The following is a 19,349-nucleotide window of genomic DNA, read 5'->3' as shown; positions in this document are numbered from 1 at the left end:
GGTTCCGGAGGATCAGGCCTGCGGGGCGGCCTTGATCGCGGAGATGTCGAAGTTCAGCTTCACCTTGTCGCTGACCATCACGCCACCGGTCTCCAGGGCGGCGTTCCAGGTCAGGCCCCAGTCGGAGCGCAGGATGTCGGTGCTGCCCTCGAAGCCCACGCGCTCGTTGCCGTAGACGTCGGTGGCCGAACCGTTGAACTCCAGGTCGATGGAGAGCGGGCGGGTGACGTCCTTGATCGTGAGGTCGCCGGTGACACGGTAGGTGTCGCCGCCGAGCTGCTCGGCCTGCGTCGAGCGGAACGACATCAGGGGGAACTTCTCGGCGTCGAAGAAGTCGCCGCTGACCAGGTGGCCGTCACGGTCGGCGATGCCGGTGTCGACGCTGGCGATCTTGACGTCGATGGACGCGGAGGAGTTGGAGGGGGCTGCGCCGTCCAGGACCAGCGTGCCCTCGTGCTCACCGAAGGAGCCGCGGACGTTGGTGACCATGGCGTGGCGCACGGTGAAACCGATGCTGCTGTGTGCCGGGTCGATCGTGTACGTGCCGGTCAGTGCGGCCAGCGCCGGGTCCACGGCGAGGGTCGCGGTGGTGGACGGGGCGGTGTTCTTGCGGTTGAACAGAGCCATGGCTCCTCCTCGGGGACGTGTTCCGACGCGTTCCGCAGAGCGGATCGCCGAACGTTTGGTTTAACCTTCAACGAGATTGACTGTAGACCCTTTTTGTTCAAAGTTCAACATCAAGGGTCCAGGCCGGTCCGGAAGTCGCGGGGAGCGCCGGGCGGGCCTCTGTCGCACCCTGGCGGACGCGCGTAGAGCTGAGGCACTATCTCCCTGCCCGTAATTGTCATGAGCAGGAGGACATCCCCCCCATGCTGACCCGACCCAGAGTCCGCTCGGCCCTCACCGCACTCGCCCTCGTCCTGGGCGCCCTCTTCGTGCCCGGCGTCGGTGTCCTCGGCGGCGGCGCCACCGAGGCGCACGCCGTCACCAAGCTGACCCACTCCCAGGCGACCTCCCGCTTCTCCTCGTCAGGGATCACCTGGTCCTCCTCGGGCGGCTGTTCCAACCGGAACGTCTCCACCTGCACGTCCTTCGACCAGCTCAACCTGACCAGCGCCCAGGGAGCCCAGACGCTGAAGAGCGCCACGGGCTGCGCGCTCAACATCACCGGCGGCACGGAGACGGGGCACGCGAGCGGCACGTACTCGCACTGGAACGGCTACAAGCTCGACTTCGGCAAGACCACCTGCCTCACGAACTACGTGAAGGGCACGTTCAGCTACATCGGCCTGCGCGGCGACGGCGCCCCGCAGTACAAGTCCGGCTCCGGCAACGTCTACGCGGACGAGGGCAACCACTGGGACGTGACGTACTACAACTGCGGCGGCTGCTGACCGACCGGCGAGATCCGGCCATACCGCACCGGCCGCACCCCGCACGCGGAGGTGCCCCCGTCCACCGGAACCCGGTACCGGACGGGGGCACCTCGTGCTCTCTCAGACCTGCGGCTCCAGCGCCGGCCCCAGCGAGGCGAACTTCTCCTTGCTCACGATCCGGCGCGGCGGCCAGGTGATGTTCCCCGGCGGCCAGCTCTGCCCCGTCCTCTCCAGGAACCAGGCGGGCGGCTCGTACATCGGCGGCTCGTAGCCCTCCGGCAGGGCGGTCTTCCAGGTCAGGCCCTCGGTCCGCTTCTCGAACTCCTCCTTGACGCCCCGCAGCAGCTCCGGCTTCACCAGCAGGTCGACGGCCGTCGCCGCCAGATAGGACGCGGCAGCCCTGATCGCCGCGTGAGCGGGCGCCGATCCGGCGCAGGACGCGGTCGACCAGGTGTGCATCTTCGTCCCGACAGGGGCCACGGCAGCGCCCATGGAGACGGTCGGCACCTGCCAGCTGATATCGGCCACATCGGTGGAACCGCCGCCCAGGAAGACCGGGTTGGGCGGTGCCAGCTCACCGATCCTGTCGTGCAGACCGCTCTCCGGCAGCCCCAGCGAGCTCTGGAGCTCCTTGGCCAGGCGCTGGGCGTCCTCGGAGAACACCGGAGGCCCGATCTGCCGCATGTTGTCGTACATCAGCTCGGCGAAGGCCTTCGAGGGCAGCTGGTTCCAGCACGCCGAGGTGATCCGGTGCCGCACCGACGTCCGGCTGGCAGTCGCGGCCGCCTCCGAGACGGCGATGACCTTGTCCAGCAGTGAGGTGACCCGCTCGACGCTCCCCTCGCGGACGTAGTAGGAGATCTCCGCGATCTCCGGCGTCACGTTGGGGATGTCCCCGCCGTTGTTGATCACCCAGTGGAGCCGCGCCGAAGGAGCCATGCTCTCCTCGCGGAGGAACTCCGACATGGTCGCCATCATCACGGCCGCGTCCAGCGCGCTCTTGTTCCCGAGCGGGGTGCCTCCGTGGCCCGCCACTCCCAGGAAGGTGAACGTGACGGCCGTCATCGCGTTCGACGTGCCCCATCCGGTCGCGTTTCCGGTGGAGGGGTGCCAGTCGAGGAAGGCGTCGAGCCCGTCGTAGACGCCCCTGCTGACGGCATAGGTCTTGCCGATCAGCTGCTCCTCGGCGGTCGAGCCGAAGAACTTCACCGTCACATCGAGCTTGTGGCGCCGGGACGCCTCCGCGACGGCTGCGGCCGCTGCCGCCGCCGCGGTTCCCAGAGCGCAGTGACCGCAGCCGTGACCGGGACCGTAGCCCGGGGCGAAGGGGTCGTGGACGTACTCCTTCGGGTCGTGCTCGCCCACCCCCTTGTTCTGCGACAGTCCGGGAAGCGCGTCGTACTCACCGCTGAAGCCGATGACCGGGCCGCTCTTGCCCCGCTTGTACGTCGCGGTGAACGCGGTGGGGAAGCCGGCCGTGCCGAACTCCACCTCGAAGCCCGCCTTGCGCAGGAAGTCGGCCTCCGCGAGCGACGAGTTCCACTCGCGCAGGCTCAGCTCGGCGTGCTCCCAGATCTCGTCGTTCAGTCCGTTGATCCGTGAAGTGTTCCGCTCGATCCAGCCGAGCGCCGTCCGCTTGGCAGCCGAGTCCTCGGCCAGTCCCCGGGGCGGCGTGTACGCGGCCGCGTCCACCGCGAGTCCGGCGGCCTCGTCGGAGGCAGCCGCCATGGCCGGATCCGCTGTCGCACCCATCGCGGCGGTGCCGATCCCGGCGGCCCCCAGCATCTGCATGATCCGTCTGCGGCTCAGCCCGTCGCCTGTGTGTACCGCATGGTTGTGGTCGCTGGGGTCGTGCAGGTCGCACACAGGCGCCTCCGGTCCGATGGCACGTACAAGTACAGTGCCCGGCACTCTCCATTCCGGATGTTGCGAAGTCAATAGACCTGCGTGGCAGCGGAGTTACACACTCCTCCGCCGGGGCCGGACGCGCGGGCCGGAAGCACAGCTCGGAACCACGGGCCTGAGGACGGGCCGGCGAGGGGCGGAGCGCGGGCAGGACGCCTTCGCCGAGGACGCCGGCGCGGTCGACGGCGATCCGGCCCTCCTTCACCACGGCCAGGATGTGGGCGGGATCGCCCAGCGAGGCGATGTCGGACAGGGGGTCGACGTCCGTGACCACCAGGTCGGCCGCCTTGCCCGCCTCAAGTGTCCCGGTGACGTCGTCCACGCCGCAGAGCCGCGCGGCGTCACCGGTCGCTGCCACGATCGCCGCCATGGGCGACAGGCCCGCGATGTCGACCAGCAGTCCCAGCTCCTGGAGGTTCCTGCCGTGGCCGACCGCCAGGCCGCTGTCGGTCCCCATCGCGATCCTGACCCCCGCGGCGGCGGACAGGGCCACCGACTCCTGGGCGATCCGGTGCCAGCGCACCCCCTTCTCGTACGCCGAGGGAGAGGTGCGCGCCGGATCCAGGTCCTGCGTCGTCTCCAGCAGCGTCGGCACCAGGAACTGTCCGCGTTCCACCATCTCCGCCCGCAGCCCGTCGTCCAGGGCGTAGCCGTGCTCGATGCTGCTCACCCCCGCGCGGACGGCGGCCTCGATGCCGGGACGCCCGATGGCGTGCGCCGCGACCGGCAGCCCTCCGTAGGCACGCGCCTCCTCGACGGCCGCCTCGATCATCTCCGGGCGCAGCCCGAGCCACTCGGGCCGGTCGTGCGGGGAGGTGACGCCGCCGCTGGTGGCGAGCTTGATGCAGTCGGCTCCCGCCGCGACCAGGTCGCGCACCCGGGCCCGCATGTCGTCGACGGAACCGACCAGGCTGCGCGGGCTCTCGGGAAAGGCGACGGCGACGGCGAGCCCGTCGATCCCGCCGGCGAGGGTGAAGTCCGCGTGCCCCGCCCGCTGGCTGAGCATGGTGACCGAGACCAGCAGTCGCGGCCCGGGGACCCTCCGCTCCGCCACGGCCTGCCGGAAGCCCGCGTCCAGTCCCATCAGGTCCCTGGCGGTGGTGACCCCGTTCTCCAGGGTGGTGCGCAGCCGGTCCAGGACCTTCAGGGCCCGGTAGCTCGGCAGCTCGTACAGGCCCTGGAGGGGGTTGCCGGCGGGCCCCGGCAGGGCGAAGTGCACATGGGTGTCGATGAAACCGGGGCACAGGGTCCGGCCTGCCAGATCCAGCCGTCGCACCGGTCCGTGCTTTTCGGGAAGCAGCGCCGAGGGGCCCGCCCAGCTGATGACCTCCCCCTCGATCAGCAGCGCGGCGTCCGGCACCGGAGCACGGCCGGTGCCGTCGATCAGACGCAGGCCGTGGAGGAGGACCCGCTCACCGGGGTCACCGACCGAGGTCTCACCGAGGGAGGACATCTGTCAACGATCGGCCCGCCGGGCCCACGGCGCAGGCCGGAGTGGGCCGCACGGGTGCAGGACGCGGCTGTGCCCGCCCGCCGCGGACCGGCGGCGGGCGGGCACGGTGTCACGGGCGGGTCAGGAGCCCACGCTCACCGTGAAGCGCCGGGGGTTGCCGTCGTGGGCCGCCCCCGACACGTCGGGCTCGCCGTCCGGGCGTACGTCGTCGTAGGGGAACGCGTAGCCGATCGGGGAGTTCGCGTGGACGACCCGCGACCAGTGGTTGGTCACCCCGCCCTTGTAGTAGTCCGACACCGTGGTGCCGTTGGGCTGCTGCGGGTGGCTGAGCATGATCGAGCGGTTGAAGCCCGCGGCGATCCTGGCCAGCAGCGCCTTCTTGTCGTCGGAGTCATCCGGGTTGTTCGTGAAGGGCCCGTGGTTGCAGGTGAAGATGTCCTTCGACGTCGGCTTGACGAAGGTGTGGCCGCCCTCGAAGGTCAGCGTGTCACCGCTCACCCGGCCCGCCAGCGTGCCCCGGCCGCCCTGCAGGTCGATGCGCAGGTCGGTCGAACGGTACTTCTCCCAGACCTCGTCGATCTGCGCGGTGAACAGGTCCCGGAAGGGCATCTCGTCCGGCCGGTCGAAGAACGGCGCCATCAGGTTCTGCGGCGAGACGACGCGCAGGACCTTGCCGTCCGAGCCACGGGTGACCAGCTTGTCCCAGGGCTGTCCGTCGGAAGCCGCCTGGGCCGTGAGGTCGTCGGCGATGCGCTGGACCGCGCCGTCCGGGAGCGGGGCGACCGTGTGTGTGGAGTCGCCTTCCAGGGTCAGCCCGATCGGCAGCGCCGTCACGAGGTCGACGTAGCTGATGTTCGCGTACAGCTGCTGCGGGTTGAAGGTGAACTCGCAGAACGACCAGGTCCTGCCGTAGTTCGGGTCGGTGGACGTCGCGAAGGCCGGCTCCACGAGGGACGGGCCCGGATTGAGGTAGAAGTCCAGCTTGTCGTCGCGCACGAAGTAGACCCGCGCCCCGTACATCTGGGGCAGGGTCAGGACGACGGGACCGGCGCCGGCACCCTTCAGGGGGATCGCGCAGTCCACCGGCAGCGGGGTCTGCGGGGCGCCGGGGGAGTCGGGGCGGTAGACGCTGCCGTCGGGGCGCAGCAGCACCCAGCGGTCCGTGCCCTGCTCGTGGCCGGTGACGTATGCGTGCACCGTGCCGGGCAACGACTTGTTCTCCAGGGCCAGTTCGCAGGTCGCGGCGGCAGCCGACGTGCGCGGGCTCAGGGCGGAGCCCCAGAGGGGATAGGTGAGCGCGGTCGCGGAGGCGGCGGCGCCCGTCAGGAACATTCTGCGCGAAATCACGAAGGAACTCCCGAGATGTGGGGGGGCAGGCAGGAGTCAGGGGATGGTGCGCGGGGAGGTGGGGGGCTGCCTGCGGTGCGGACCACTCTCGCCACTGGGTCGGGCAAGCGTCAAGAGTTAGGACTGAGAGCGCTCTCAAGAAGTCGCTGTTCTTCACAACTCGACGTCTTGGAAAGGGTTTTGGCCACTCCTGGTCCATCGTCGTATGCGGGGAGTGAACAGGAACTGAAGGCGCTCGGCAGTCCGGGCGCGGACTGTCCGGAGGGCCCCGTCGGTCCCGGCGTCCGCCGGCGGGTACTGTCCACCTCGGCCCCTGCGGTGCGTCTGCCGCCGGGCCCGGGATCCGGTGCGGTCCCCTGCCGCCATGGTGGGCGCGGTCGTCCGCCCCGGTGGATCCACGGCGTGGCGCGCGGGCCCTCGTGTGGCCGGGAACACATCGACGCCTTTGTCGGGGATCCACAAAGCGCAGGCCCTGTGAGCTGGCAGATGGGCTGCATGGTGCTCGGCTTCTGTCAGGTGCCACCAGGAAACGGGGCAGGAGACTGTCCGGAGTGAACGGCAGGGTTTTCTGGATCGGGTTCGTAGGGTCGACGTATGACCGTTGTGGACGAAATCCCGGGCGAGCCGAGCGACACGCGTGGCCGGGTGGCCGAGCTGCTGGCGCTGCGTGAGCAGGCCCGACGTGGACCGAGCGACCGGGCGACCGAGGCGCAGCACGCCAAGGGCAAGCTGACGGCGCGGGAGCGCATCGACTTGCTGCTGGACGAGGGATCGTTCAAGGAGGTCGAGCAGCTGCGCCGCCACCGGGCGACCGGCTTCGGCCTGGAGGCCAAGAAGCCGTACACCGACGGTGTCATCACCGGCTGGGGCACGGTCGAGGGCCGGACGGTCTTCGTCTACGCGCACGACTTCCGGATCTTCGGCGGAGCGCTGGGCGAGGCCCACGCCACGAAGATCCACAAGATCATGGACATGGCCATCTCGGCCGGTGCCCCGCTGGTCTCGCTGAACGACGGCGCCGGCGCCCGTATCCAGGAGGGCGTCTCCGCGCTCGCCGGCTACGGCGGGATCTTCCAGCGCAACACCAGGGCCTCCGGCGTCATCCCGCAGATCAGCGTGATGCTCGGCCCGTGTGCGGGCGGAGCGGCCTACAGCCCGGCGCTGACCGACTTCGTGTTCATGGTCCGTGAGACCTCGCAGATGTTCATCACCGGACCGGACGTCGTCAAGGCGGTCACCGGCGAGGAGATCACCCAGAACGGCCTCGGCGGCGCGGACGTGCACGCCGAGACCTCGGGCGTCGCGCACTTCGCGTACGACGACGAGGAGACCTGCATCGCCGAGGTCCGCTACCTGATCGGGATGCTGCCCTCCAACAACCGCGAGAACCCGCCCGTCGTGCCGAGCGACGACCCGGCCGACCGGCGCGGCGAGGTCCTGCTGGACCTGGTCCCGGCCGACGGCAACCGCCCGTACGACATGCACAAGGTCATCGAGGAGCTCGTCGACGACGGCGACTTCCTGGAGGTCCACGAGCGCTGGGCCCGCAACATCGTCTGCGCGCTGGCCCGGCTCGACGGTCAGGTCGTCGGCATCGTGGCCAACCAGCCGCAGGCACTGGCCGGTGTCCTGGACATCGAGGCGTCCGAGAAGGCCGCGCGGTTCGTCCAGATGTGTGACGCCTTCAACATCCCCATCATCACTCTTCTGGACGTACCCGGCTTCCTGCCCGGCGTCGACCAGGAGCACGGTGGGATCATCCGGCACGGAGCGAAGCTGCTCTACGCGTACTGCAACGCCACCGTGCCGAGGATCTCGCTGATCCTGCGCAAGGCCTACGGAGGTGCCTACATCGTCATGGACAGCCAGTCCATCGGTGCCGACCTCACCTACGCCTGGCCCACCAACGAGATCGCCGTGATGGGCGCCGAGGGCGCAGCCAACGTCATCTTCCGCCGTCAGATCGCCGACGCCGAGGACCCCGAAGCCATGCGGGCCCGCATGGTCAAGGAGTACAAGGCCGAGCTGATGCACCCCTACTACGCGGCCGAGCGCGGCCTGGTCGACGACGTCATCGACCCCGCCGAGACGCGCGAGGTGCTGATCGCCTCGCTCTCGATGCTCCGCAACAAGCACGCCGACCTGCCGTCCCGCAAGCACGGCAACCCCCCGCAGTAGTCGCAGCCGCGGCGGCGGCCCCGGCCGCCGGCATCCCGCCCACGTTCCGCGACCAACTGCCCCAGAAGACGGAGACATCCATGAGCGTCACTCCCGCCGATTCGGTCCTGCGCGTCGAGAAGGGCCAGGCCGGCCCCGAGGAGCTCGCCGCCATCACCGCGGTCCTGCTCGCCCGCGCCGCAGCCCAGCCCGACGCACCCGCCCACCGGGGCCGTAGCACCGCCGGATGGCGTCGCCTGGAGCGCACCCCCGGCTTCCGTGCCCCGCACAGCTGGCAGGGCTAGGGCTGAGAACAGGCCACCCGAGGCCCGCCAGGGCCCGCAGGGCCCGTAGCGACGAGAAGGCCCCGTACTCCTCCGAGGAGTACGGGGCCTTCTCGTGCGAGGCCGGGTCAGCGCAGCCGGGCCATCAGGGCGTGCTCGACCAGGGTGATCAGCGCGCTCTTGGCGTCCGCGCGGTGGCGGGCGTCCGTCGTGAGGATCGGGGTGTCCGGGCCGATCTGGAGTGCTTCGCGTACTTCGTCGGGTGTGTAGGGCTGGTGTCCGTCGAAGCCGTTGAGGGCGATGACGAAGGGGAGGCCGCTGTTCTCGAAGTAGTCGACCGCGGGGAAGCAGTCGGCGAGGCGTCGGGTGTCGACGAGGACGACGGCGCCGATGGCGCCGCGGACCAGGTCGTCCCACATGAACCAGAAGCGGTCCTGTCCGGGGGTGCCGAACAGGTAGAGGATCAGGTCCTGGTCCAGGGTGATGCGTCCGAAGTCCATGGCCACGGTGGTGGTGGTCTTGTCCCCGGTGTGGGTCAGGTCGTCGATGCCCGCGGACGCGGACGTCATCACGGCTTCGGTGCGCAGCGGATTGATCTCCGAAACGGCACCGACAAACGTGGTCTTACCCACGCCGAAGCCCCCTGCCACCACGATCTTCGCCGAGGTGGTGGAGCGGGCCGCTCCGCCGCTAGAGCTTGCGAAGTCCACTGAGCACCCTTTCGAGCAGTGTCACATCTGGTTGGCCGCCGGCGGCCTCGTCGCCGCCGGGCTGATGGATAGCGACGAGTCCGGCCTCCGCCAGGTCGGCGACGAGGATCCGGGCAACGCCGAGCGGGATCGAGAGGAGGGCCGACACCTCGGCCACCGACTTGATCTCGATGCAGAGCCGGCAGATCCGCTGGTGCTCGGGCAACTGCCCTTGCAGCCGTGACGGATCGGCCGTGGTGCTGACCAGCGCCTCGATGGCCAGCTGGTAGCGCGGCCGGGTCCGGCCGCCGGTCATGGCGTACGGGCGCACCAGCGGGTTGTGTGCCGCCGGTTTGGCGGGCGCCGGGGCCTGGCGCTGGACGGGCTGGATGCGCGAAGGCGGCGTCTCGTACCGCTGCGGCGGCTGCTGTTCGTGCTGCGGCTGCTGCTGGTACTGCGGCGGTTGCTGCTGCTGCCACCCGGAGCCGTGCTGCTGCCAGTCGCCGTCCTGCGCGCCCTGATGGGTCTGCTGGTACGGCTGATACGGCTGCTGATACGGCTGGTAAGGGTCTTGCGGGCCCTGTCTGCCGGGCATGGAGGGGGTGTCGTAACGGCTCTCGCCCTGCTCACCCGGAACCCGCTGACCACCCTCGTACGGGTGTCCGCCTGTGGGTGCTGCCACGTTTCCTCCTCCGACTGCCGTTCGCCATCCCAGTGGTGCCGCGCCACCGCACCTTATGGCGCGGTGACGAGAAACGCACTGTCTGTCTATTAGTTAAGAAGACTTCCCTGGAGTTCGGCGCGGAGATCCGGGGTGAGAACACTTCCTGCACGGTCCACGAGAAGTGCCATTTCGTACCCAACCAGGCCGATGTCGGCGTCCGGGTGGGAGAGGACGGCGAGCGAAGATCCGTCGGAGATGGACATGATGAAGAGGAATCCCCGCTCCATCTCCACAACGGTCTGATTCACGGCGCCGCCTTCGAAGATCCGGGAGGCACCCGCGGTCAGCGACGTCAGACCGGAGGCGACGGCCGCCAGCTGATCGGCGCGGTCGCGCGGGAAACCTTCGGACATCGCCAGCAGGAGTCCGTCGGCGGAGACCACCACCGTGTGGGACACCCCTGGGGTGTTGTCCACGAAGTTGGTGATCAACCAGTTGAGATTCTGCGCCGCCTGGCTCATCGGGCTCACACTAACGCTCCTGGTTGTAGGTATTACTTGTGTCCGACCCCGCGGTACGCCCCCTCAGGACCCCACGGCGCAGGTTGCTCAACCTGCCCCGCACGTCCTCAGGAGCGCGGGAGACCTGTGGGCCGCCCTGCTGGGTCTGCTCCGCCGTGCCCTCGACCAGATTGGCCTTGGGCACGCGCCGGGGAAGACCGGAAGGAGTGATCCCGCCCGCCTTCGGATCCTTGAGCTTCTCGGCCCGCTCCCAGCGCTCGTCGTTCGCCGAGCGCCAGTCCTCGGGGCCTTCCCCCGCGGCAGGCTCCTGCGGCTGTTCCGGCACCGGCCGCTGCCGCTGCTCCGGCGGGGCGGGCTGATCGTTTCCGCGACCGGTGGGCTGCCAGTGCTGCTGGCCGCCACGACGCGGGAGACCCGCCTCGGTCAGGTCCTGACCGGGGCTCGGGGTCGGTCCCGGGCGGTCGAAGCCTACGTGTTCCTGTGTCCCGGCGGGAGTGCTTGGTACGGATTCCGCTTCGGGCTGTGCCAGGGGATCGAAGGCCCCTTGGTACGAACCCTGGTCGGCCCACTCGCCCTGGTGGGAGGCGCCGTCCTGCGGGGCGAACTGGTCGGCGTACTGCTCCTGCCGGCCGTCCGGAGCGCCATACGCGGCTTCCGCATAGGAGTTCTGCTGCGGATCCTGGAAACCGTTGCCGGCGTAAGGGTCGTAGCCGCCCTCGTAACCGGGCTGCGTGTACTCCTGCTGTTCCTGGGCGTACTGCTCGGGAGCGTAAGGCGCCTGGCCGTACTGCTCCTGGGGGTACTCCTGGTGCTGCCCGGCGGCGTTCTCCTGCTGGAAGGGCGTGTGCTCGCCGCCCGTCTGGGCCTCCAGCGCAGCCCGGCGCTCCTCACGCATCAGCGAACGGTTCACCGGGTCCAGCTGCGGGGAGTCCGCCGCCGGGGTGTCGTAGCGGGAGTCGTCGAAGCCGAGCTCCGCCGCCGTGCGCATCGGGAGGGGCTGCGGCGTCGGGTCGAAGGCCTGAGCCGGCTGCTGCTGCTCGGGCATGATCGAGGAGACGGTGAAGTCGCCGTCCTGGGCCGCCTCGCCACCGCCACCATGGGTGATGGCGTCGGGCAGCATGACCAGCGACGTGGTTCCGGCCTGCTCGCCCGAGGGTCGCAGCTGGACGCGGATGCCGTGCCGGTCGGCCAGCCGGCCGACCACGAACAGACCCATCCGCTGGGACACCGCGGCGTCCACGGTCGGCGGGTTGGCCAGCTTGTGGTTGATGTCCGCGAAGTCCTCGGCGGTGAGGCCGATGCCCTTGTCGTGGATCTCGACCATGACGCGGCCGTCGGGGAGCCGGGTCGCCGTGACCCGGACCTTGGTCTGCGGCGAGGAGAAGGTGGTGGCGTTCTCCAGCAGCTCGGCCAGCAGGTGCACGAGGTCGGTCACGGCCTGGCCGTGGATCTCGCTCTCCGGCACACCGGTGAGCTCGATGCGCTCGTAGGACTCCACCTCGGAGGAGGCGGCACGCAGCACGTCGACCAGCGGCACCGGCTGGTTCCAGCGGCGGCCGGGCTCCTCGCCCGCGAGGACGAGGAGGTTCTCGCCGTTACGGCGCATACGCGTGGCCAGGTGGTCCAGCTTGAAGAGGCTCTCCAGCTGGTCCGGGTCGGCCTCGTTGTTCTCCAGGTCGGTGATGAGGGTCAGCTGGCCCTCGATGAGCGACTGGTTGCGGCGCGACAGGTTGGTGAAGATCGCGTTGACGTTGCCCCGCAGCATGGCCTGCTCGGCGGCGAGCCGCACGGCCTCGCGGTGCACCTGGTCGAAGGCGCGGGCGACCTCGCCGATCTCGTCCTGGCTGTTGATCGGGATCGGCTGCACCCGGGTGTCCACCCGGCCGGGCTCGGTCCGCGACAGCTGGTCGACCAGCATCGGCAGCCGCTGCTCGGCGATGCCGAAGGCGGCCGTACGCAGCTGACGCATCGAGCGGCTCATCTGGCGAGCCATGAGCCCGGCGATGATGAAGGCCGCCAGCAGCGCGACGATCACGATCGCGGCGTTCAGGATGGCGTCGTTGCGGGCGTCGGTCGAGATCTCCGCCGCCTCGGTCACCGCCTTGTCGACGAGCTCGTTCTCGACCGTGGTGTAGCCGTCGAACTTCGCGGTGGACGCGGCCATCCAGGTCTCGGGGGTGATTCCCTTGGCCTCCAGCTCCTCGGGCGTCCTGCCCTGGCCGATCTGCTGGGCCATGCCGTCGAAGACCGAACCGTCGATGCTCGGGGGCGCCACGAAGGGCTTGTCCGCCGCCTTGGCCTGCGCCGCGGCGGCCTTCAGCTGCGCGGCCCCCTCGGCGGCCTTGCCGGCCATGACTTCCTTCAGCCGGGCGGCGTCGGCCTCCGTACCACCGGAGACGAACTCACCGAGGGCGATCTGCTCCAGGTAGTTGTACGAGCTGAACGCCGTCACCTGGCCGTTGAACTTGCGTTCCTCCTGGCTCGGACGCACCAGCAGGTGCATGCCGATCGAGCGCTGAAGCGATTCTGCGGCCTTGGCCAGCTCGATCGCGTACACGGTCCGGCCGTAGCTGGTGATGTTGCCGGTACCCAGGCCGAGCTCGTTGGAGAACTCCATCAGCGAGTGCTGGACCTTGGTGTACCCCTCCTCCGTCTTCACCGGGTCCATGGCCTCGGCGTAAGCGGCCTTGCGCAGCTCGGGGAGCAGCGGCTCCTCCACCTCGAACAGCTTCAGGCGGCGGTGGAGGCCCTCCTTGTCCGGCATGTTCTTCACGGCCGCGTCGAACTTCTGCGCGGCGCTGTCCGTAGTGGCGCGCACCTTCTCCACCTCGGCGGCGGTGCGCTTGTTCGACAGCAGGGGCTGAGCGGTGAGGTCACGCTCGTTCAGCAGTGCCTGCCCGTACTCCGCGGCTGCCCGGACGACCAGGGCGGTCTTCTCCGCGTCCTGAGCCTCGTTCCAGGTGTCGACCGACCCCTTCACCTGGAAGCCGCCCATGACCAGACCGACGAGGGCCGGAATCAGGAGAATCGCGTTCAGACGGGTGGGCACGCGCCAGTTCCGGGGCGACAGCCGACTGGTGCTGCCGCCTGCCGGTTCCGCCTCGGACGACGTGTCCGCAGGCGGGGACACCGCAGCACGCGGCGGTGGCGTGAAATTGCCCCGCTCCGGCTGCGCCGCGGAGCCCTCGTTGCTTCGCCTCACTCGACCAACAACCTCTCGGCGTCGGCACCTACGTTGTGCCGGATTATCGTTCAGGGGCCGTACTGCTCGGTAGTTCGAGGCATTGCAGCACGCGGACCGGTCGCGTTCCAAACAGTCGGAATGAGTGATTCCGAGTACGGCCGGTCGCCGATAAAACGGGCATAAAGAGCGAGCCCCGCCAAAAGGCGAGGCTCGCATGAGCAGAGCGGTACCGACCGTGCGCGTCGGGTATCGGCAGAGCCCCATTTCACTGTCGAAATGTTATGAACACGGGGGCGGGGCGTGTCAAACGACACAGCCCGCCCCCGCGTGACTACAACAACTTCCGTAGATCGCTCCCGACTTGCGGCTACTTCAGCCGGGCCATCAGGGCGTGCTCGACCAGGGTGATCAAGCCACTCTTGGCGTCCGCGCGGTGGCGGGCGTCCGTCGTGATGATCGGAGCGTCCGGGCCGATCTGGAGTGCTTCGCGTACTTCGTCGGGTGTGTAGGGCTGGTGTCCGTCGAAGCCGTTGAGGGCGATGACGAAGGGGAGGCCGCTGTTCTCGAAGTAGTCGACCGCGGGGAAGCAGTCGGCGAGGCGTCGGGTGTCGACGAGGACGACGGCGCCGATGGCGCCGCGGACCAGGTCGTCCCACATGAACCAGAAGCGGTCCTGTCCGGGGGTGCCGAACAGGTAGAGGATCAGGTCCTGGTCCAGGGTGATGCGTCCGAAGTCCATGGCCACGGTGGTGGTGGTCTTGTCCCCGGTGTGGGTCAGGTCGTCGATGCCCGCGGACGCGGACGTCATCACGGCTTCGGTGCGCAGCGGATTGATCTCCGAAACGGCACCGACAAACGTGGTCTTACCCACGCCGAAGCCCCCTGCCACCACGATCTTCGCCGAGGTGGTGGAGCGGGCCGTACCGCCGCTAGAGCTTGCGAAGTCCACTGAGCACCCTTTCGAGCAGTGTTACATCCGGCGCGCCGCCGGCCTCTCCGTTGCCCGGCTGGTGGATGGCCACCATGCCGGCTTCCGCCAGGTCCGCCACGAGGATCCGTGCCACACCCAGGGGCATGGACAGCAGGGCCGAGACCTCGGCCACCGACTTGACCTCACGGCACAGGTGGCAGATCCGCTGGTGCTCGGGCAGCAGGGTCCCGAGATGGGCGGGGTCCGCGGTGGTGCTGACCAGCGCCTCTATCGCGAGCTGGTAGCGCGGCCGGGTCCGGCCGCCGGTCATGGCGTACGGGCGCACCAGCGGCTGATCGCCTTCACCGTCGTACGACGCGTGGTGCAGTGCGCCGTACGGATCAGGTGAGGCGGGTGGCGGGGTCATAAATCCTCCGGGCGTGACAGCAGGGTGTCGGCTTGCCGTCTGAAGGTGGCCGGTGAGGGGCTGTTTCGGCCGGACGGGTGAGGGTTTCGAGTAGTACCTGGGGGGATCGTGTCAGGTGTCTGCCGCATGGCCGTCTAGTGGAGCAGACTTCCTTGTAGCTCGGCGCGGAGGTCAGGGGTGAGGACGGTCCCCGCGCGGTCCACGAGGAGAGCCATCTCGTACCCGACCAGACCGATGTCCGCGTCCGGGTGTGCGAGGACGGCGAGCGACGATCCGTCGGAGATGGACATGAGGAAGAGGAATCCCCTCTCCATCTCCACGACCGTCTGGCTCACGGCGCCGCCTTCGAAGATCCGGGAGGCACCCGCGGTCAGCGACGTCAGACCGGAGGCGACAGCCGCCAGCTGATCGGCGCGGTCGCGCGGGAAACCTTCGGACATCGCCAGCAGCAGGCCGTCCGCGGAGACCACCACCGTGTGGGACACCCCTGGGGTGTTGTCCACGAAGTTGGTGATCAGCCAGTTCAGATTCTGTGCGGCCTGACTCATCGGGCTCAACTAACGCTCCTGCTGGTGAGTGGGGCCGAGTTGGAAACTGCCGGTAGACGAGCCGGTGTTGGCCTGTCGTCCCTGCTGGATGCCCCGGCGGAGATTGGTCAGACGGCCGCGTACGTCATCCGGCGCACGCGAGACCTGAGGTCCGGACTGATGATTCTGCTGCTGAGCAGTGCCCGGAACCAAATTGGCACGTGGGACACGACGGGGCAGTCCGGAGGTGGTGATCCCGCCCGCTGCGGGCTTCTTGACCCGCTCCGCCTGACGCACGAGCTCGTCGTTGGGCGAAGCGCGCCACGAACTGGTGGCGCCGGTGTCGGCCGCACCGCGCCGCGGCATCGCCGGGGGCGGGACGTCGGCGGGCTGGGGAGCGGCCGGTGCCTGCGGCGCGGCGGGCGGCTGCTGGCCGCCCTGCTGCGGTCCGTGGAACCAGTTCGTCTCCAGCGTGTCGTACAGCGGCGTGCGCCCGTCACCGGGACCGGCCGGTGGCAGTGCCTCGGACTGCTGCGGCAGGGCGGGGCGTCGCGGCAGCTCACCCGCGGCCGGGGCCGGCGGAAGCGGCGCGCCGAACCCGGCGTCGTCGCCGCGGCGAGGTGCGGGTGCCTGCGGGTGCTGCGGGGCCTGGGCTCCGAAGCCCTGGTCCTGCGGCATGGAGGCCTGGTTGCCGAAGCCCTGGTTCTGGGACATCGGGCCCTGGTTGCCGAAGCCCTGGTCCTGCGGCATGGAGGCCTGGTTGCCGAAGCCCTGGTTCTGGGACATCGGGGCCTGGCCGCCGAAGCCCTGGTCCTGGGACATCGGGGCCTGGCCGCCGAAGCCCTGGTCCTGCGGCATCGGGGCGTTGAAGTCGGGGCGGGCGAACTGCGCGGTGCTCGCCGGGTCCTGGCCCTGCGGGGCCATGGGCGCCTGCGGTGCCGAGAAGTCCGGACGGGCGAACTCCGCGGTGGCGGCCGGGCCCTGACGGTCGTCCATCGGCGGACGCTGGTTCGGCGGGCTGAACGGCTGGTTCGGCCCGGAGGTGCCCGGCCTGGCGAAGCGGCCTGCGTCGTGCTCCTCGTGACCGCGCGCGGAGTCCGGCTGCGGACGCCTGGCGGCACCCTGCTCCTCGACGCCCCAGCTGGTGTTCTGCGGGCGCTGCGGCTGCGGGTTGCCACCGGGCAGCTCGGCACGCGGTCCGCCGGAGGGCGGAAGCTGACGGCCGGGGCCGCCGGGCTGCTGCGGCCCGCCCTGTCCGAGCTGGGCCTGCGGCTGCGGAGTCTGCCGCGCGGGCGGACCGCTCTGCTGGCCGGAGTGCCCGAAGAGGTTGGGCCGGCCGGAGTCCGCACCGGCCGAGGGGTCCTGCGGGGAGCGTGCGCCGGGCCGGGCGCCGCCGGTGAAGGCACCGGCGAGACCGCCGCCCTGACGCGGGCCCTCGGTCCGGCCCTGACCGGGCAGGGAAGGACCCTGCTGGCCGAGGCCCGGCTGACGCGCTCCGCCGTCGCGTGAGGGCAGCGCGGCCCGCGGTGCGGAACCCGCACCGACCTGCCCGCGCGGAGCGGACGAGCCCAGCCCCATGGCGGGGGCCGACCCGGAACCACCGAGACCCGGACGCTGGCCGCCGGAGGCGGGAGCACCGCCGCCCAGCAGCCCACCCGGGGCGCCGCCCTGCGGGCCCTTGCCCTGAGCCGGCTTCGGCGGCTGCTTGCCGCCGTGCGCGACCTCCATGGGAAGCATGACCAGTGCGGTCGTGCCGCCGGAGTCGGAGGGCCGCAGCTGGATACGGATGCCGTGACGCAGTGACAGACGGCCGACCACGAACAGACCCATGCGGCGCGAGACCGAGACGTCCACGGTGGGCGGCGCGGCGAGCCGCTCGTTGATCGCGGCCAGGTCCTCGGGGGACAGGCCGATACCGGTGTCGTGGATCTCGACGAGCACACGGCCGTCGGGCAGCGCGTGACCGGTGACCCGCACCTTCGTCTGCGGCGAGGAGAACGACGTGGCGTTCTCCAGCAGCTCGGCGAGCAGGTGCACGAGGTCGTTGACCACACGGCCTGCGACCTCGGTGGCGGGCACCGCGGCCAGTTCGATGCGCTCGTACTGCTCCACCTCGGAGGCGGCGGCACGGAGCACGTCGACCAGCGGCACGGGCCGGGTCCACCGGCGACCGGGCTCCTCACCCGCGAGGACGAGGAGGTTCTCGCCGTTACGGCGCATACGGGTCGCGAGGTGGTCGAGCTTGAACAGCGAGGACAGCTGGTCCGGGTCGGCCTCGCGGGACTCCAGTTCGGAGATCAGCGAGAGCTGGCGCTGGATGAGGCCCTGGCTGCGGCGCGAGAGGTTGGTGAACATCGCGTTGACGTTGCCTCGCAGCAGCGCCTGCTCGGCGGCCAGACGGACCGCCTCGCGGTGCACGTCGTCGAAGGCCGCGGCCACCTGGCCGATCTCGTCCCGGGAGTGCACACCGACCGACTCGACGGAGGTGTCGACGTCCTGCGGGTCCGTCTCGGAGAGCTGCCGGACGAGCTCGGGCAGCCGGTCCTGGGCGACCCGGGTCGCGGTGTCCTGGAGGCGCCGCAGCGAGCGGATCATGGATCGCGCCACGACGAACGCGCCGACCAGCGACACACCGAGGACGATGAGGATGATCGCACCGTTGAGGATCGCGTCGCGCTGCGACTCCTCACGCAGCTCGCGGGCCTTGCTCTCCATCTCACCGAGGAGGGTCTCCTCGATGGTCTTCATCGCCTGGATCTTGTTCGAGCTCTGGTCGTACCAGTCCATGTAGGTACGGGTCTTGCTGCCGCTGCCCTCCATGCCCAGAGGGCTGTCGAGCACCTTCTTGGCGTAGATGTCGGCGGCGGTGATCTCGGGATTCCCGTTGTCCAGCGGGGCCAGCAGCTCGGCCGAGCTCCTGCCCGTGGACTCGTAGGTCGTCTCGAACGTCTTGAGGGTGGAGCTCGCCTTGCCGAGCGCGTTGCGTCCGAACGCCTGGTCGTTGTCGTTCAGGTGCGTCTTGTTGCTGTCGCCGCCGGGCAGGGCCGCGGCGATGATGGCGCGCTCGACGGAGGCGTACTCCTTCGAGGAGGAGAAGGCGGCCAGCGCACGCGTGCGCTTGATCATCTCCGGGTTGCTGGTGGCCTGCGCCATGTCCTGCGAAAGACTCAGCAGCGACGTGATCAGCTGGCTGTACTGGTCGATCGTGTTGAGGCTCGGGCTGTCGGCGGCGTACGCGTCCTTGCGGATGCTGGTGATGTTGCCGAGCTGCGTGCCGATCTGGCTGACGCTCGCGTGGATGCTGTCCAGCGCCGCGTCGCCGGGGGTGTTCCCGATCTCGTCGGTCGCCTCGAAGAAGGCGGCCTTCGCGCGGTCGGTGCGCTCCCGGGGCTGGGTGACCTTGTAGTCGGTGGCCTTCACGCCGTTCGACAGCGGGCCGGCCGACTTGTCGCGCTCCTCCTGGAGCGCGTTGGCGAGCGCGGTCGCCTGCTTGGTCATCTTGGTGAGCAGCTGCATGTGCTCCAGCTGGTCCATGTCGTTCATGGACTCGTTGATGCGCAGCCCGCCCAGCGTGGTCGCCGCGACCACCGGGAGAGCGAGCAGCGAGACCAGACGCGTGCTGATGCGCCAGTTGCGCAGGGCGATGCGTGAGCCTGCCGAGGTGGGCCCGGCCGGCGTCTGGGGCTCGGTCGCCTCCGCGCCGCCGGCGGCCGTCACGCCGGGGCGCTGCGCGCGCTCGCCGCCGTCACCGGGCGCACCGGGATTCTGGGCGTGCTGGGGCGAGGAGCCGCGGTCGTTCCCGCCGCGCGGCTCCTGATCCGCCGGAGCTTCCCCTCGGCCCTGGCGGGGCTGGGGCGACCCCATGCCATCCCTCTTGAAACGTCCCTGCACTAGCGTCGCAACCT

At 70.0% G+C, this 19,349-nt stretch carries 14 protein-coding genes and 1 pseudogene; 3 read left to right on the top strand and 12 right to left on the bottom strand.

Annotated features, from left to right (window positions below):
* Positions 1-12: 12 nt before the first annotated feature.
* Entirely contained in the window at positions 13-627 is a 615-nt protein-coding gene (locus tag P8A20_RS10250) for a YceI family protein (RefSeq protein WP_147961070.1), read from the bottom strand.
* A gap of 242 nt (positions 628-869) precedes the next feature.
* Here P8A20_RS10250 and P8A20_RS10245 point away from each other — a divergent pair, with 242 nt between their 5' ends.
* A complete protein-coding gene (locus P8A20_RS10245) occupies positions 870-1,394 on the top strand; it encodes a hypothetical protein (protein ID WP_147961069.1) in 525 nt (174 codons plus the stop codon).
* A gap of 102 nt (positions 1,395-1,496) precedes the next feature.
* On the opposite strand, the gene P8A20_RS10240 is transcribed toward P8A20_RS10245, so the two are convergent.
* The 3 genes and pseudogenes from P8A20_RS10240 to P8A20_RS10230 all read right to left on the bottom strand — a co-directional run bounded on the left by P8A20_RS10240 (position 1,497) and on the right by P8A20_RS10230 (position 6,066).
* Positions 1,497-3,161, bottom strand: a complete 1,665-nt coding sequence (locus P8A20_RS10240) for an amidohydrolase (RefSeq protein ID WP_371934392.1) — start codon at positions 3,159-3,161, stop codon at positions 1,497-1,499.
* 316 nt (positions 3,162-3,477) lie between these two features.
* A pseudogene (locus tag P8A20_RS10235) lies at positions 3,478-4,734 on the bottom strand (metal-dependent hydrolase family protein); the annotation flags it as partial.
* Between the two features lie 120 nt (positions 4,735-4,854).
* On the bottom strand, positions 4,855-6,066 hold the full coding sequence (locus P8A20_RS10230) for a glycoside hydrolase family 64 protein (RefSeq protein WP_306105137.1): 1,212 nt from the start codon (positions 6,064-6,066) through the stop codon (positions 4,855-4,857).
* A gap of 609 nt (positions 6,067-6,675) precedes the next feature.
* On the opposite strand from P8A20_RS10230, the gene P8A20_RS10225 reads away from it, so the two are divergent.
* Both P8A20_RS10225 and P8A20_RS10220 read left to right on the top strand, forming a co-directional pair.
* Positions 6,676-8,259 (top strand): acyl-CoA carboxylase subunit beta, encoded by a 1,584-nt coding sequence (locus tag P8A20_RS10225; protein WP_306103368.1) that lies wholly within the window; start codon positions 6,676-6,678, stop codon positions 8,257-8,259.
* 80 nt (positions 8,260-8,339) lie between these two features.
* Positions 8,340-8,543 carry an acyl-CoA carboxylase subunit epsilon gene (locus P8A20_RS10220; RefSeq protein ID WP_014153860.1) on the top strand — a complete coding sequence of 68 codons (204 nt, stop codon included), beginning with the start codon at positions 8,340-8,342 and terminating at the stop codon, positions 8,541-8,543.
* 107 nt (positions 8,544-8,650) lie between these two features.
* On the opposite strand, the gene P8A20_RS10215 is transcribed toward P8A20_RS10220, so the two are convergent.
* The 8 genes from P8A20_RS10215 to P8A20_RS10180 all read right to left on the bottom strand — a co-directional run bounded on the left by P8A20_RS10215 (position 8,651) and on the right by P8A20_RS10180 (position 19,308).
* The gene (locus P8A20_RS10215; protein ID WP_014048542.1) at positions 8,651-9,232 is read right to left on the bottom strand and encodes a GTP-binding protein; all 582 of its coding nucleotides are present in this window, start codon (positions 9,230-9,232) and stop codon (positions 8,651-8,653) included.
* Positions 9,213-9,893, bottom strand: coding sequence for a DUF742 domain-containing protein (locus P8A20_RS10210; protein WP_147959661.1), 681 nt, complete (start codon positions 9,891-9,893; stop codon positions 9,213-9,215). Before P8A20_RS10210 ends, P8A20_RS10215 begins: the two co-directional genes overlap by 20 nt.
* 89 nt (positions 9,894-9,982) lie before the next feature.
* A complete protein-coding gene (locus P8A20_RS10205; RefSeq protein WP_124272100.1) occupies positions 9,983-10,396 on the bottom strand; it encodes a roadblock/LC7 domain-containing protein in 414 nt (137 codons plus the stop codon).
* A gap of 10 nt (positions 10,397-10,406) precedes the next feature.
* Complete coding sequence (locus tag P8A20_RS10200; RefSeq protein WP_147959662.1) at positions 10,407-13,598, bottom strand: sensor histidine kinase; 3,192 nt, start codon at positions 13,596-13,598, stop codon at positions 10,407-10,409.
* A 349-nt stretch (positions 13,599-13,947) separates the two neighbouring features.
* Entirely contained in the window at positions 13,948-14,529 is a 582-nt protein-coding gene (locus tag P8A20_RS10195; protein ID WP_014153856.1) for a GTP-binding protein, read from the bottom strand.
* Complete coding sequence (locus P8A20_RS10190) at positions 14,510-14,917, bottom strand: DUF742 domain-containing protein (protein WP_003966010.1); 408 nt, start codon at positions 14,915-14,917, stop codon at positions 14,510-14,512. Before P8A20_RS10190 ends, P8A20_RS10195 begins: the two co-directional genes overlap by 20 nt.
* A gap of 134 nt (positions 14,918-15,051) precedes the next feature.
* Positions 15,052-15,465 (bottom strand): roadblock/LC7 domain-containing protein, encoded by a 414-nt coding sequence (locus tag P8A20_RS10185; RefSeq protein WP_006127850.1) that lies wholly within the window; start codon positions 15,463-15,465, stop codon positions 15,052-15,054.
* A gap of 9 nt (positions 15,466-15,474) precedes the next feature.
* The gene (locus P8A20_RS10180; RefSeq protein WP_306103367.1) at positions 15,475-19,308 is read right to left on the bottom strand and encodes a sensor histidine kinase; all 3,834 of its coding nucleotides are present in this window, start codon (positions 19,306-19,308) and stop codon (positions 15,475-15,477) included.
* Between the last annotated feature and the right edge of the window lie 41 nt (positions 19,309-19,349).

It is taken from the genome of Streptomyces sp. Alt3 (assembly GCF_030719215.1).
GTDB classification, from domain to species: Bacteria; Actinomycetota; Actinomycetes; order Streptomycetales; family Streptomycetaceae; genus Streptomyces; species Streptomyces glycanivorans.
This window is presented reverse-complemented; position numbering and strand designations above follow the sequence as displayed.

Coding starts and splice junctions, on each gene's coding strand:
- P8A20_RS10250 (WP_147961070.1), bottom strand. CDS start 627: ATGGCTCTGTTCAACCGCAAGAACACCGCCCCGTCCACCACCGCGACC.
- P8A20_RS10245 (WP_147961069.1), top strand. CDS start 870: ATGCTGACCCGACCCAGAGTCCGCTCGGCCCTCACCGCACTCGCCCTC.
- P8A20_RS10240 (WP_371934392.1), bottom strand. CDS start 3,161: ATGCTGGGGGCCGCCGGGATCGGCACCGCCGCGATGGGTGCGACAGCG.
- P8A20_RS10230 (WP_306105137.1), bottom strand. CDS start 6,066: ATGTTCCTGACGGGCGCCGCCGCCTCCGCGACCGCGCTCACCTATCCC.
- P8A20_RS10225 (WP_306103368.1), top strand. CDS start 6,676: ATGACCGTTGTGGACGAAATCCCGGGCGAGCCGAGCGACACGCGTGGC.
- P8A20_RS10220 (WP_014153860.1), top strand. CDS start 8,340: ATGAGCGTCACTCCCGCCGATTCGGTCCTGCGCGTCGAGAAGGGCCAG.
- P8A20_RS10205 (WP_124272100.1), bottom strand. CDS start 10,396: ATGAGCCAGGCGGCGCAGAATCTCAACTGGTTGATCACCAACTTCGTG.
- P8A20_RS10190 (WP_003966010.1), bottom strand. CDS start 14,917: ATGACCCCGCCACCCGCCTCACCTGATCCGTACGGCGCACTGCACCAC.
- P8A20_RS10185 (WP_006127850.1), bottom strand. CDS start 15,465: ATGAGTCAGGCCGCACAGAATCTGAACTGGCTGATCACCAACTTCGTG.
- P8A20_RS10180 (WP_306103367.1), bottom strand. CDS start 19,308: ATGGGGTCGCCCCAGCCCCGCCAGGGCCGAGGGGAAGCTCCGGCGGAT.